This is a genomic window from Actinoplanes sp. NPDC051859 (assembly GCF_044452725.1).
Classification (GTDB): Bacteria; Actinomycetota; Actinomycetes; order Mycobacteriales; family Micromonosporaceae; genus Actinoplanes.
Window position 1 is genome coordinate 622,741 of record NZ_JBITBX010000002.1, and the last position, 13,434, is coordinate 636,174.

Here is a 13,434-nt window from a genome sequence, read left to right on the forward strand (position 1 = left end):
AACTTGGTAACGAGCCCGCTCCGTGCCGCCGATCTCAGTCTTTGCCGGGCGCTCGGATCCGGCCTCAATACGAGAGCGGGGCAGCCGTGCGGGCTGGAAGCTGGATGCGAGACCGCCGCGTGTCGGCGAAGATCCTGGCCGTGGCGAGCGTCGCCGTCGCGGGAACGGTGCTCACCGGAGTGATCAGCCTGGTCGGCATCGGCGGCTTGCAGAGCACCCGCGAGCACGAGTTGCAGCGGGCCGTGCCGTACATCACGAGTCTGAACGCCGCCGCGCTGGCCGCCAAGGCTGCCGCCAACGACGAGCGGGGCTACTTCATTGCCGGGGACGTGAAGTTCCGCGACGAGGCGTTGGGCCGCAAGAAGGCGGTCGACGCGGGTCTCGCAACCGCGCGCGGACTGGGTAGCAGCAGCGAGCAGGCCACCGTGGACAAGATCCAGAAGGCGACGGATGCCTGGTTCACCGCGGTGCAGGCCGAGTTCGCCACCTACGAGAACGATCCGAAGGCTGCTGTCACCGCGGCGATGGGCCCCAACCGGGACCTGCGGAAAACGTACGAGACGGTGCTGGGCGAGGAGATCAAGCGGTCTAGCGATGCCCTGGTGGCCGGGCGCGACTTCGATTCCACGGTGAACACCATCCGTACGGTGGTCGCGGGCTCGTTGGTGGTCGCCGTCGCACTCGCGGTCGTCCTGGCGCTGGTGGTGGCCCGGATGATCCTCGTGCCGCTGCGGGAGGTGTCCGGTGTGCTGGACGCGATGGCCGACGGTGACCTGACCCGGGACGCGAAGGTCGACCAGCGTGACGAGCTCGGGCAGATGGCGAACAGCCTGCGCCGGGCGATGACCACCCTGCGTTCGGCGGTCGGTGATCTGGCCCGGCATTCGACCGAGCTGGGTACGGCCGCGGACTCGCTGGCCCGGACCAGCCGGGAGAGCTCGGCGGGAGCGGAAGCCGGTGCGCGTCAGGCCGGGTCGGTGGCGGCTTCCGCGGCCCTCATGTCGACGAATATTCAGACAGTGGCCGCCGGCGCCGAGGAGATGGGTGCCTCGATCCGCGAGATCGGCGAGAGCGCCACGCAGGCCGCTGGGGTGGCATCCCGGGCGGTGGATGTCACCGCGGCTACCACCGGCGTGATGGCGAAGCTCGGTGAGTCCTCGATGGAGATCGGCAACGTCGTCAAGGTCATCACTGCGATCGCCGAGCAGACCAACCTGCTGGCGCTGAACGCGACGATCGAGGCGGCCCGGGCCGGGGAAGCCGGCAAGGGCTTCGCCGTGGTGGCCTCCGAGGTCAAGGATCTGGCCCAGGAGACCGCCAAGGCCACCGAGGACATCGGCCGCCGGGTCGCCGCGATCCAGTCCGACACCACAGGCGCGGTCACCGCGATCGAGGAGATCAGCGAGATCATCGCGCGGATCAGCGAGTTCCAGACAACCATCGCTTCCGCGGTGGAGGAGCAGAGCGTGACGACCAGCGAGATGAGCCGCAGCGTTGCCGAGGCGGCGACCGCCGGCGGCGAGGTCGCCTCGACGATCACCGACGTCGCGTCCTCGGTGCAGCTCACCACCGTCGGCGTCGGCGAGGCGAACCGGGCTGCCGGGCAGCTCGCCGAAATGTCAGTGGACCTGCGGCGGATCGTGCAACGCTTCTCCGTCTGACGATCCGTTAGCGGGCTGGTGGAAGAGCCGGTCCTCGTCCAGCGCCGAGGTCTGCACCACCAGGACGTCGCAGACCGCGTGGCGGACCACGCCGGCCGGCACTGAGCCGAGGAGTTGTCCCTCGCTGGCGCCCAGGCCACGGTTGCCGACGACGATCAGGTTCGCCGGGTTGGCGCCGACCGTGTCGAGCAGGGCCTGGGCGGGGTCGCCGGCGACCAGCCGTTGCTCGATGTAGCGGACCCGCTCCTGGGTGAGGCCGGTGACCGACCTGGCCAAGGCTGCGCGTGCGGCGTCGACGCCGTACACATCGCGGTGCGCGCTTTCCGCAGTGTCGGTGGGTTCACCGTCGCGGTACGCGGTGACGACGACCAGCCTTGCTTGCGCGGCCTGGGCCACCTCGGCGGCCCGGTCCACCGCGTACAGGCTGGTCGGGGTGCCGTCCGAGCCGACGACGACGCGGTCGTAGACGGTGATGCTGCGCTTGCCGCCGAGCGGCACGATCGGCGACTCGTCGGCCTCGTCGGGCGGGTTCACCCACAGCATGGCGATGGCGCCGATGCCGAGCAGGACGCCGGCCAGCAGGATCGCGTTGCTGCCCTTGGCGTCCAGCCAATGCTCGTAGATCCAGCCGAAGGTGACCGTCTGGATCAGCATGGGCACCACGATCATCATGTTCAGGATGCCCATGTAGACACCGGTGCGCTTGGCCGGCACCATGCTGGCGACCATCAGGTACGGCACGCCGACCGCGCTGGCCCAGAAGATGCCCACGCCGATCATCGGTACGAGAGCGGCGTACTGATTGTCGATCCGGGCGAGCCACACCAGCGACAACGCGGCCAGACCCAGCGCGACCGCATGCACCCGCTTGGCCCCGATCCGGCGGGCGAAGCCGACCAGGAACAGTGCGGAGACCATGGTGACGAAGTTGTACGCGGCGTTCTGCAGGCCGCTCCACCCGATCGCGGCGTCCCAGGCCGGCCCGCCGTCCTCCGGGTTGGCGCCGAACACCGTCTCGCCGAGGCTGACGGCGAGGAACTGCCAGTAGATGAACATCGCGTACCACTGGAAGAGGAACACGACGCCGATCTTGTGCATGGCGACCGGCATCGTCCGGACCGCGTCGGCGATCTCGGCGACCGCGTGATGCAGGCCCTTCGGCGCGTTCCGCATCTCCGCCAGGTCCTCGTCGGACGGAGTCAGCTCTTTGGTGCGGGCCATGGCGGTGAGGACGGTGAGCAGGATGCACACCGTGCCGATCATGAAGCAGACGTACATCCAGTAGGGCACGCCGTTGCCGGCTTCCTGCTGCAGGGCCGAGACCTTCTGCAGGATGAACAGCGACAGGTTGGCAAGCACCGCGCCCGCGCCGGTGAACATGCTCTGGGTGAGGAAGCCGCGGGCCAGCTGGGATTTCGGCAGCCGGTCGGAGATGAACGCCCGGTACGGCTCCATCGACGTGTTGTTGCCGGCGTCGAGCAGCCAGAAGCAGATCACGGCCAGCCAGAGGATGCCGACGAAGGGGAACAGGAACAGGATCACCGCGCAGAGCAGCGCTCCGGCCGTGATGAACGGGCGTCGGCGGCCCCAGCGGGGATGCCAGGTGCGGTCGCTGATCGCGCCGATCAGCGGCTGGATGATCAGGCCGGTGACCGGTCCGGCGAGGTTGAGGATGGGCAGTTGGTCGGGATCGGCACCGATCAGCAGGAAGAGTGGGTTCACCGCCGACTGGGTGAGGCCGAAGCTGAACTGCACCCCGAAGAAGCCAAGGTTCATCATCAGCAGGGCGGTGCCGCTCATCAGCGGCCGACGTTCGGCTGGGGTGCTACCCGCCGGGATGGACTCCGATGCCGTAGCGGTCATGGCGACCCCCTCGCCTAGGTGTGATCCACATCACCTGCGATTCGACGCTAAGCCCGCCCTGCCAGAGCCGCAACAGCTGTCTATGCGTACGGGGCCGACGCCGCACATCGTGGACAGTGCGGCGGCTCGAATGGCGGGAGTGCCGGGTTGCGGTCACCATGAGGACCACCGTGCGGCGACTCATCGAGAGGGGAACCACCGTGAGCGAACCGAAGACCATCGTGGTCGGTGTCGACGGCTCGCCCGGCAGCCGCAAGGCACTGCGCTGGGCCGCCGCCGAAGCCGCGGTTCACGGGACCGACCTGATCGTCGTCAACGTGTGGGAACACACCCTGCTGCCCCCGGCCGGCAACGTCAGCGTGTCCGAGCGGTACGTGCCCGACCCGAGCCAGCGCACCGCCGACGACCTCCTCCAGGTCATCACCGAGGAGCTGGGCAGGCAGCCGGCGGTGCTGGTCAAGCCACAGGTCAAGCAGGGTCGTGCGGCGAAGGTGCTGATCGACGAGTCGGCCAATGCCCAGCTGCTCGTGGTCGGCGAGCGGGGGCATGGTGGTTTTGCCGGGCTGGTGCTCGGTTCGGTCAGTCAACACGTTGCGGCGTACGCGAAATGCCCGGTGACCGTCGTTCGCTGACCGGGCCGGCCGGCCCGGTCTGGCACCGACCGGCCGACCCGGCCCCGCACTGTCCGGTCAGGGCGTGCGCCCGGCCGGACCCGGCGCCGGCTCGCCGACCGAAGTCGCCGCGGCCGGCGGCTCCGACGGGTCCGCCCGGCGCTCGGCCGTCTCCAGGGCGTCCTCCGCCTCGGCCTCCTCGTCGTCGGTCGGCTCGGTGCCCGGCGGTTCGCGGTCCGGGGTGGGCTCGCCGGACGGGTGCTCGACCAGGTAGCGGATGGCGGTGTTGAGCACGGCCAGCAGCGGCACCGCGATGAGACCGCCGACGATGCCGGCGACCACGATGCCGGTCGCGATGGCAAGGATGACGGCGAGCGGGTGCAGTGCCACCGCCCGGCCCATGATGAGCGGTTGCAGCACATGGCCTTCGAGCTGCTGCACGGCGATGACGACCGCCAGCACGATGAGCGCGGTGACCGGCCCGTCAGCGACGAGCGCGACCAGGACGGCGACTGCGCCGGTGATCGCGGCGCCGACCACCGGGATGAACGCGCCCAGGAACACCAGCGCGGCTAGCGGCAGAGCCAGCGGGACGTCGAGGACGAACAGGCCGATGCCGATGCCGACCGCGTCGACGAAGGCCACCAGCACCGTGGCGTGCACATAGGACACGAGCGTGTGCCAGGAGTAGTGGCCGGCGCGAGCGGTGGGGACCCGGGCCTCGCGGGGCAGCAGCCGACACAGGAACGACCAGATCTGGCCGCCGTCGCGCAGGAAGAAGAACAGGGTGAAAAGCACCAGGAAGAAGCCGGTGACGACCTCGCCGACCGTGGTGGCGGTGCTCAGCGCGCCGGAGGTCAGGGCGCCCTGGTTCTCGGTGATCGCCTGCTGAATCCGTTCCACATACTTGCTGAGCTGGTCGTCGGTGACGTGCAGCGGCCCCTGGGCGAGCCACGTCTGCACCTCCTCGATGCCGTCGCTGACCTGCGCCGACAGGGTGTCGATCTCGGCGATGAAGGTGCGGACGATCAGGCCCAGACCGCCGAACACCACCAGCAGTGCGGCGATCAGCACCAGCCCGGCGGCCAGGGAGCGCTTCATGCCCCAGCGCACCAGTGCCGCCGCGGCCGGCTGGAACAGGGCGGCGAGCAGGATCGCCACCACCACCGGGATGACGACGACTCGGAGCAGGGCAACAACCTGGAGGAATACGTACGCGGCCGCGACGATCAGAATGAATCGCCAGGCCCAGGCGCCGGCCGTCCGCACCCCGCGGGGCAGGACCTGATCGCTGTGGGACTGCCGTTCCACCACGACGACCGGCGCGGCCTCCTGCAGCTCCGGATCCGCGGTGAACGGCGGCGGTGCGTTGCGGGAGGCCGCCGTCGCGAACTGCTGACGGGTCCGTTCCCTGAGTGACTGGGTCCAGGACATGTGGGGCGCACCTCCGGGTCGTTCCCGGCAGCACACCTGACCGGGCGACCCTTACTGCCCCGAATCCCGGCAGTTCACTCTCTCAAGGTGCGTTGTGGACCAAGACGAACACCACGACGATCCAGGCGGCGGCGATGGTGAAGCTGAGCGGAGCGACAAAACGGCGCATGGCAGTAACTTTCCGGCAGGAAGCGACAGGGAAAGGTGCGCACAGGGAGCGTCGCGGCCGGCACCCTGCCCCGGTCGCGCGGCGCGGCACGACGACGCCAAACTCCGGATGAGCTGGCGGGGGAGCGGGATGGGTCTACGCGTCAGCGGGCTCAGGCAGGCTGACGGACGGCCCGGCCACGACTGGGAGGATCGCTATCTCGCACAGCGATCACCTCCGTCGGTCGTGCGGGCATCAGAACCGTCGGTGAGCGTACCGCCCGGGGGCACGGGGAGCGCGCAACCCCGGGCCGTGTCGTCCTACCCGGTGGTAACACCTAGTCTCAGGCAGTTCATGTCTTGCAGATCAGCGAGTGAAGGAGCAGCGCGTTGGCCCGCACCGTGTTGGTGACCGGAGGTAATCGCGGCATCGGCCTGTCAATCGCCCGTGCGTTCGAGAAGCAGGGCGACCGGGTGGCCGTCACGCACCGCGGCAGCGGCGCTCCCGACGGGCTGTTCGGTGTCCAGTGCGACATCACCGACGGTGCCGCTGTCGATGCGGCCTTCACCACGGTCGAGAAGGAGCTGGGCCCGGTGGAGGTGCTCGTCGCCAACGCCGGCATCACGGACGACACGCTGATCATGCGGATGTCCGAGGACCAGTTCACTCGGGTGCTGGACACCAACCTCACCGGCGCCTTCCGCTGTGCGAAGCGGGCCAGCACCAAGATGCTGCGCGCCAAGTGGGGCCGGATCATCTTCATCTCCTCGGTCGTCAGCCTCTACGGCGGCCCCGGCCAGGTGAACTACGCGGCGAGCAAGGCCGGCCTGGTTGGCATGGCCCGCTCGATCACCCGTGAGCTGGGCAGCCGTAACATCACGGCGAACGTCGTCGCGCCCGGTTTCATCGACACCGAGATGACCGACGTGCTGACCGACGCCCGCCGCGAGGAGATCCTCAAGGCGATCCCGGCCGGTCGGCTCGCGGCTCCGGACGAGGTGGCCCAGGCCGTCACGTTCCTCGCCGGTGACGGCGCCGGATACATCTCGGGTGCGGTCGTGCCGGTCGACGGCGGCCTCGGCATGGGTCACTGACAGCACTGCCCACTGACAGCACTGCCCACTGACCCCTTGATGACGAATTCAGGAGAGAGCGTGTCTGTACTGCTGGCCGGTAAGCGGCTGCTCATCACCGGCATCATCACCGACGCGTCGATCGCGTTCTCGGTGGCGAAGATCGCCCAGGAGCAGGGCGCCAGCGTCGTGCTGACCGGGTACGGCCGCATGTCCCTGGTCGAGCGGATCGCCAAGCGGCTGCCCACCCCTGCGCCGGTCATCGAGCTGGACGTGACGAACCCGGAGCAGTTGGCTGGGCTGTCCGACAAGGTCCGCGAACACGTCGACGGCCTCGACGGCGTGGTGCACTCGATCGGCTTCGCGCCGCAGAGCTGCCTCGGCGGCGGCTTCCTCGACGCGCCGTGGGAGGACGTGGCTACGGCGGTACAGGTGTCGACCTTCTCCTACAAGTCCCTGGCCACGGCCTGCCTGCCGTTGATGGGTTCCGGCGGCAGCGTCGTCGGCCTCACCTTCGACGCCACCAAGGCCTGGCCGGTGTACGACTGGATGGGCGTCGCCAAGGCCGGCCTCGAATCCGCCTCCCGTTACCTCGCCCTGCACCTGGGCAAGCAGGGCATCCGCAGCAACCTCGTCTCGGCCGGCCCGCTGCGCACCATGGCCGCCAAGTCGATCCCCGGCTTCGAGCAGTTCGAGGACGCCTGGGCCGACCGCGCCCCGCTGGGCTGGGACCTCACCGACACCGAGCCCACCGCCCGCGCGGTCTGCGCCCTCCTGAGCGACTGGTTCCCGGCCACCACCGGCGAAATCATCCACGTCGATGGTGGCTACCACGCCCTAGGTGCTTGAGCTGTGACATGGCCTCGCTTCGCTCGGCGGGCACTGCGCCCCTGGGAGCCGACGTCGAGGACACCGAAACGAACCACGGCAAAGAACGCCTAGTTCGTTTCGGCGCCCTCGACGTCGGCGGGCGCAGTGCGACTTTGGTTGCGGTGGCGTCAGACAGGAGATGAGGGGCTAGTAGATTGCGTCCGGTGGCTTACGACGCTTTTCTGTTGATGTCCTTCGGGGGGCCTGAGCATCCCGATCATGTGATGCCGTTCTTGCGGAACGTGACGCGGGGGCGGGGCATCCCGGAGGAACGGCTTGCTGAAGTGGCCGAACACTACTACCACTTCGGGGGCGTTTCGCCGATCAATCAGCAGTGTCGGGAGCTGCTCGCTGCCGTGCAGGCTGACTTTGCCGCGAACGGGGTGGGGCTGCCGGCGTACTGGGGCAATCGGAACTGGGAGCCGATGCTCGCCGACACCGTGGCGCAGATGCGGGACGACGGCATCACGTCGGCGCTCGGGTTCGCGACCAGCGCGTACGGCGGCTATTCGTCCTGCCGGCAATATTGGGAGGACATTGCGCAGGCGCGGGCGAAGGTGGGTCCCGGCGCGCCCGTGATCACCAAACTGCGGCAGTTCCATGACCACCCCGGTTTCGTACGCCCGCACGCCGACGCCGTCACCACGGCCCTCGCGACGCTGGACCCGGCCCGCCGCGCCACCACCCGCCTGGTGTTCACCGCGCACTCCATCCCGGTGACGATGGCCGCCAACGCGGGCCCAGACGGCGGCCGGTACGAAGCCCAGCTGCAGGAGACCGCCACGCTGGTGCACGCCGCGGCCGCCCCGGACCTGCCCTGGGATCTGGTGTGGCAGAGCCGGTCCGGCCCGCCGCAGGTGCCGTGGTTGGAGCCGGATATCAACGACCATCTCGCCGCGCTTGCCGAGAAGGGCGTCACCGACGTCGTGGTGAGCCCGATCGGATTCGTTTCCGACCACCTCGAGGTGATCTGGGACCTGGACAACGAGGCGAAGGACACCGCCGCCGAGCTCGGCCTCGGCTACGCCCGCGCGGGCACGCCCGGTACTGATGCCCGGTTCGTGGCGATGATCCGCGAGTTGGTGCTGGAGCGGACCGCCGCAGCCGACCCTGGCCGGCTGGGTACGCTCCCGGTCTGGGACGTGTGCCCGGAGAACTGCTGCCCGGCACCGCAGAGACGAGGAACCCCATGACCGAGCGCAAGCCCGTCGAGAGCTGGCTCACCGACATGGACGGCGTGCTGGTCCACGAGGGCGAGCCGGTGCCCGGGGCGCCCGAGTTCGTCAATCGGATGAAGGCGTCCGGCAAGCCGTTCCTCATCCTCACCAACAACTCGATCTACACCCCGCGGGACCTGCAGGCCCGGCTTGTCCGGATGGGTTTCGACGTGGACGAGCGGTCGATCTGGACGGCGGCGCTGGCGACCGCCCAGTTCCTCGCTGACCAGCGGCCGGGCGGCACGGCGTACGTCATCGGTGAGGCCGGTCTGACCACCGCGATGCACGCGGCGGGTTACGTTTTGACCGAGTTTTCCCCGGACTACGTGGTGCTGGGCGAGACCCGCACCTACAGCTTCGAGCAGATCACCAAGGCAGTCCGGCTGATCAACGGTGGCGCCCGGTTCATCTGCACCAACCCGGACGCGACCGGCCCGTCCACCGAGGGCGCGCTGCCGGCCGCCGGGTCGGTGGCGGCGATGATCTCGAAGGCGACCGGAGTGGAGCCCTACTTCGTGGGCAAGCCCAACCCGATGATGATGCGCTCGGCGCTGAACGTCATCGGCGGACACAGCGAGACTACGGCGATGATCGGCGACCGGATGGACACCGACGTGTTGTGCGGCCTGGAGGCGGGGCTGGAGACGATCCTGGTCCTCACCGGCATCAGTACGCGGGCGGAGAGCGAGCGCTACCCGTACCGGCCGTCGCGGATTGTGGACAGTGTCGTCGACCTGATCGGGGAGATCTGAGCCGTGACCCGACGACCGGGTGACGCCGAGGCGCCACCGGCCAGCGTCTCCGCCGAGCATTTCCTGGGGATGTACCTCGCCAAGGACGACCCGTGGGACAACGCCACTAAGTGGAGCGACCAGCGTAAATACGCGGTCACCCTCGCCAGCCTGCCCCGCGAGCGCTACCGCAGCGCTTACGAGCCCGGCTGTGCGGTCGGCATGCTGACTCGGCAGCTCGCGCCGCGCTGCGACGAGATCCTGGCCGTCGACTGCGTCGACGCCGCGGTGGACCAGGCCCGTGCACTGACCCACCACCTTCCGCACGTACGCGTCAAGCGCGCCCTGCTGCCCGCCGAGCTGCCGGACGCGACCTATGACCTGATCGTCGTCGGTGACCTGCTCTACTACCTGTCCGCCGACGACCTGGAAGCACTGCTCGACGGGCTCGTGCAGCGGCTGGAGCCGGGCGGAGACATCGCCGCGGTGCATTTCCGCGACCGGGAGCAGGGCGGCTACGACGGCTTCAACGTGCACGCCGCCTTGGCCGCCCGGCCGGGCCTGGAACCCGTCGTGCATCACGAGGACGACTGGTTCCTGCTGGACATCCTGCGGCGGAAGTCCTGACTGGCCGGTCGAGGAGTCTAGGCTGCCCGCATGGCTGACGACGTCGCCGCGCTCGTGCAGGAAGTGCTCTCGGCCATCCCGGCCGGGTGCACGTGGCTGCTGCCGGTGCCCGGCGCGGACGGCGCGGTCGTGGACTTCACGGTCGCGGCGACCAGCGACCGGGTCGCGGACATCTACGGCCGGGGTGCGAGCCGCCGTCAGGGCCGCCTCGCCGAGCTGTATCCGACGATGGTGGACGGTCCGTTGTGGAAGCTCTACCTCCAGGTGCTTGCCGATGGCGTACCGGGCGAGTTGAGTGACTTCGTCTATGCGGACAAGGGGTCCGGCGTCGTTGCGGAGTCGCACTTTCGCATCACCGTGCACCGGGTGCTGGGCGGGCTGCTGGTGTGGTGGCAGCGCTCGGACGAGGCCCAGCTCCGGATGGAACGCACCGAACTGCTCGGCAGCCTGGGCTGGACCGAATACGACCTGATCACCGGCCGCAGCGACTGGTCTGCGGGCATGTATCGGATCTTCGGCCGCGATCCCGCCGACGGGCCGCTGAATCGGACCCAGCAGCAGGCGGCGATGCACCCCGAGGACCGGGGCCTGTCGGAGACCGCCTGGCAAACCTTGGACAGCGGCGCGACCTCCGACGTCACGGTCCGGTTCCGCATCGGCACGGCCACCAAGCATCTGCGCATCCTCTCGGACGCGGCCCGCGACGCAGACGGGGCGCCGGTGAAGATCTACGCCGTGGTGCAGGACGTGACCGCGCGGGTGGACTCGCGGTCGGCGCTGGAAACCCTGGCCGAGAGGTTGCGGACCCGCGAGACCACCGCGCTGGCCGAGCATCGGCTGGCCGCCCAGTTGCAACACCTGATCCAGCCCGTGCCGGTGGAGCCGATCGCGCTGCCCGGTTTGCAGGCGGTGGTCGGCTACTTTCCGGCCGAGAAAGCCGTCCGGGTCGGCGGCGACTGGTGGCATGCGCAGACCCTGCCCGACGGGACCGTCCTGCTCGCTGTCGGCGACGTCGCGGGTCACGGGCTGGAGGCCGCCAACGGGATGGCGCACCTGCGGTTCGCCCTGGTGGCGTGGTTGTCGATCGGCATCCACGACCCGGGCGCGCTGCTCGGACACCTGAACCAGCTGTGCGTGCAGCTCGGCATCACCGGCACGGCGGTGGTGGCCCGGCACGATCCGACCGCCGGCCGGCTGGGCTGGGCCCGGGCCGGGCATCCACCGCCGCTGTCGGCGCGCGCGGGTGCCGTGGCCGAGCTGCCTCGACCGCCGGGCCTGCTGCTGGGCGCCGAGGCCGACACCGCCTATCCGGTGGCCGGCGCGCTGCTCAACCCCGACGATCTGGTGCTGTTCTACACCGACGGCCTCGTGGAACGCCGGGCGGCCGACTCCGGTGCCCGCCTGGCGGAGGTGCGCAAGCACGTGGCGGCGGTCTCCGCGAACCCAGGCCAGGACCCGCTGGTCACGCTGCGGGGGCTGCTGCACGAGGGGAACCCGGACGACGACACGTGCCTACTCGCCGTACGCGTCAAAGCTTGAAAGTCAGCCGCACCCGCGTGCCGTCCGCGACCGCGGTGGTCTCCACGTCGTCGCAGACCTGAGCCACGATGGCGAGCCCCCGACCGCCCACCGCGTCGGCGGCCGGCATGTGCCGGTTCAGGTCGGGGAGTGGCCCCTGATCGACGACGTCGCAGACGACGGTGCCGGACCGGGCAAACACCCGCACCCGACCGCCACCGGTGGTGTGTTGCAGCGTGTTGGTGGCTAGCTCGCTGACCGCCAGCACCAGCAGTTCGGCGCGGTGCTCGCCGAGACCGAGGGCGGCCGCCCGGTCCGTCACGAAGGCGCGGACGGCGCTGAGGTCGCCAGGCTTGTGATAGGCAAGGGTGTCGTCGGCCGGTTCAGTCATGATCAGTCTCCGCGCCGGGCTGCGGGCACGGCGCGAGTAGCTGCCCCACGCCGGTGATGTCCAGGACGGTCGCCACGGCGCCAGTGGCGTGCACGACGTGCAGCCGGCGACCTGTCTCCCGAGCGGCGTGGTGTGCGGTGACGAGCGCATGGATGCCGCTGGAGTCGATGAACTCGACCGCGGCCAGGTCGACCTCCACCACCTCGGCGCGGCTGACCGCGTCCAGCAGCAGCGCGCTGAACCGGTCGCGGCCTTCCAGATCGCATTCCCCGGTCAGCGTCACCACGATCCGACCGGGACCTGGAGAAACCTTCGCCTCGAAGCGCGCCATCGTGGTCGAGCACCCTTCGCTTGGCAGTGGGACCGGACCACATCATGCCACCGGCGCGCCGGGAAGCCGCACCTGATCCACCGAAGCGGCGACTGTCCACCGTGCCCCACCGCGGACCATAATGCGTCCCATGGTGACGACTGTGGGTAGTGGACCCGTCCATGTACTGGCCCTGCACGGCTGGTTCGGCTCGGCCCGGGGCTGGGGATATCTGCCGGACCTGATCGACGGCGACCGTTTCACCTGGGCGTTCCTGGACTACCGCGGCTACGGCGACCGCATGGACACGCCCGGCGACTACAGCATCGCCGAGATCAGTCGGGACGCCCTCGCGGCCGCTGACGAGCTGGGCTGGGACTCTTTCGCCCTGGTCGGCCACTCGATGGGCGGCATCGCGGCGCAACACGTGCTCGCCGACGCCCCGGACCGGGTCACCCACCTCGTCGGCATCAGCCCGGTCCCGGCGGGCGGTGTCCCGTTCGACGAGCAGGGTTGGGCGCTCTTCGACGGCGCGGCGGCGAGCTCGACGAACCGCACGGCGATCATCGACCTGACCACCGGCAACCGGCTGTCGGCGCACTGGCTCGACCGGATGGTCCAGGACAGCCACGCGTCATCGACCGAGGCCGCCTTCGGCGCGTACCTGCCCGCCTGGGCGAAGACCGACATCACCGATCTGGTGAAAGGCAACCCGGTCCCGGCACTCGCCATCGCGGGCGCCCACGACCCGGCCCTGGGCGCCCCCACGATGGAAGCCACCTGGATGACCACCTACCCGAACGCGCGCCTCGAGGTCATCGCCGAAGCCGGCCACTACGCAATGTACGAGACGCCGGTCCGGCTCGTGACGATCCTGGAGGAGTTCCTCTGACCGCTCCCGATGCATTTCCGCCGGCCCCGCGGTCCTCGGGTGGGCGTGACGCTCGCCTCATTTTGGGGGGATTGCTGCCGATAGGCGG

At 69.6% G+C, this 13,434-nt stretch carries 13 protein-coding genes; 9 read left to right on the forward strand and 4 right to left on the reverse strand.

The window, feature by feature from the left end; genetic code table 11:
- Positions 1 to 104 precede the first annotated feature (104 nt).
- Positions 105 to 1,661, forward strand: coding sequence for a methyl-accepting chemotaxis protein (locus ACIA1L_RS06860; protein WP_396071540.1), 1,557 nt, complete (start codon positions 105 to 107; stop codon positions 1,659 to 1,661).
- Here the strand turns inward: ACIA1L_RS06860 and ACIA1L_RS06865 are convergent.
- On the reverse strand, positions 1,620 to 3,524 hold the full coding sequence (locus ACIA1L_RS06865; protein ID WP_396071541.1) for an MFS transporter: 1,905 nt from the start codon (positions 3,522 to 3,524) through the stop codon (positions 1,620 to 1,622). The genes ACIA1L_RS06860 and ACIA1L_RS06865 overlap by 42 nt on opposite strands.
- Positions 3,525 to 3,724: 200 nt before the next feature.
- Here ACIA1L_RS06865 and ACIA1L_RS06870 point away from each other — a divergent pair, with 200 nt between their 5' ends.
- Complete coding sequence (locus ACIA1L_RS06870) at positions 3,725 to 4,156, forward strand: universal stress protein (RefSeq protein ID WP_396071542.1); 432 nt, start codon at positions 3,725 to 3,727, stop codon at positions 4,154 to 4,156.
- 57 nt (positions 4,157 to 4,213) lie between these two features.
- Here the strand turns inward: ACIA1L_RS06870 and ACIA1L_RS06875 are convergent, their stop codons facing one another.
- Positions 4,214 to 5,569 (reverse strand): AI-2E family transporter, encoded by a 1,356-nt coding sequence (locus tag ACIA1L_RS06875; RefSeq protein ID WP_396071543.1) that lies wholly within the window; start codon positions 5,567 to 5,569, stop codon positions 4,214 to 4,216.
- Positions 5,570 to 6,106: 537 nt separating this feature from the next.
- Here ACIA1L_RS06875 and fabG point away from each other — a divergent pair.
- The 6 genes from fabG (at position 6,107) to ACIA1L_RS06905 (ending at position 11,774) form a co-directional block, all read left to right on the forward strand.
- The gene (gene fabG / locus ACIA1L_RS06880) at positions 6,107 to 6,811 is read left to right on the forward strand and encodes a 3-oxoacyl-ACP reductase FabG (RefSeq protein ID WP_396071544.1); all 705 of its coding nucleotides are present in this window, start codon (positions 6,107 to 6,109) and stop codon (positions 6,809 to 6,811) included.
- A 60-nt stretch (positions 6,812 to 6,871) separates the two neighbouring features.
- Positions 6,872 to 7,639, forward strand: coding sequence for an enoyl-ACP reductase FabI (fabI, locus tag ACIA1L_RS06885; protein WP_396071545.1), 768 nt, complete (start codon positions 6,872 to 6,874; stop codon positions 7,637 to 7,639).
- Positions 7,640 to 7,824: 185 nt separating this feature from the next.
- Positions 7,825 to 8,853 carry a ferrochelatase gene (locus ACIA1L_RS06890; protein WP_396071546.1) on the forward strand — a complete coding sequence of 343 codons (1,029 nt, stop codon included), beginning with the start codon at positions 7,825 to 7,827 and terminating at the stop codon, positions 8,851 to 8,853.
- Positions 8,850 to 9,629: an HAD-IIA family hydrolase gene (locus ACIA1L_RS06895; protein ID WP_396071547.1), complete on the forward strand. Its 780-nt coding sequence runs from the start codon at positions 8,850 to 8,852 to the stop codon at positions 9,627 to 9,629. Before ACIA1L_RS06890 ends, ACIA1L_RS06895 begins: the two co-directional genes overlap by 4 nt.
- A gap of 3 nt (positions 9,630 to 9,632) precedes the next feature.
- Positions 9,633 to 10,235 (forward strand): SAM-dependent methyltransferase, encoded by a 603-nt coding sequence (locus ACIA1L_RS06900; RefSeq protein ID WP_396071548.1) that lies wholly within the window; start codon positions 9,633 to 9,635, stop codon positions 10,233 to 10,235.
- Positions 10,236 to 10,265: 30 nt separating this feature from the next.
- Entirely contained in the window at positions 10,266 to 11,774 is a 1,509-nt protein-coding gene (locus ACIA1L_RS06905) for a PP2C family protein-serine/threonine phosphatase (RefSeq protein ID WP_396071549.1), read from the forward strand.
- Here ACIA1L_RS06905 and ACIA1L_RS06910 read toward each other — a convergent pair.
- Both ACIA1L_RS06910 and ACIA1L_RS06915 read right to left on the reverse strand, forming a co-directional pair.
- A complete protein-coding gene (locus tag ACIA1L_RS06910; RefSeq protein WP_396071550.1) occupies positions 11,764 to 12,144 on the reverse strand; it encodes an ATP-binding protein in 381 nt (126 codons plus the stop codon). The genes ACIA1L_RS06905 and ACIA1L_RS06910 overlap by 11 nt on opposite strands.
- Entirely contained in the window at positions 12,137 to 12,475 is a 339-nt protein-coding gene (locus tag ACIA1L_RS06915; RefSeq protein WP_396071551.1) for an STAS domain-containing protein, read from the reverse strand. The genes ACIA1L_RS06910 and ACIA1L_RS06915 overlap by 8 nt, the downstream gene beginning before the upstream one ends.
- Positions 12,476 to 12,605: 130 nt before the next feature.
- Between ACIA1L_RS06915 and ACIA1L_RS06920 the strand changes: the two genes are divergently transcribed.
- Positions 12,606 to 13,346, forward strand: coding sequence for an alpha/beta fold hydrolase (locus tag ACIA1L_RS06920; protein WP_396071552.1), 741 nt, complete (start codon positions 12,606 to 12,608; stop codon positions 13,344 to 13,346).
- Positions 13,347 to 13,434 lie beyond the last annotated feature (88 nt).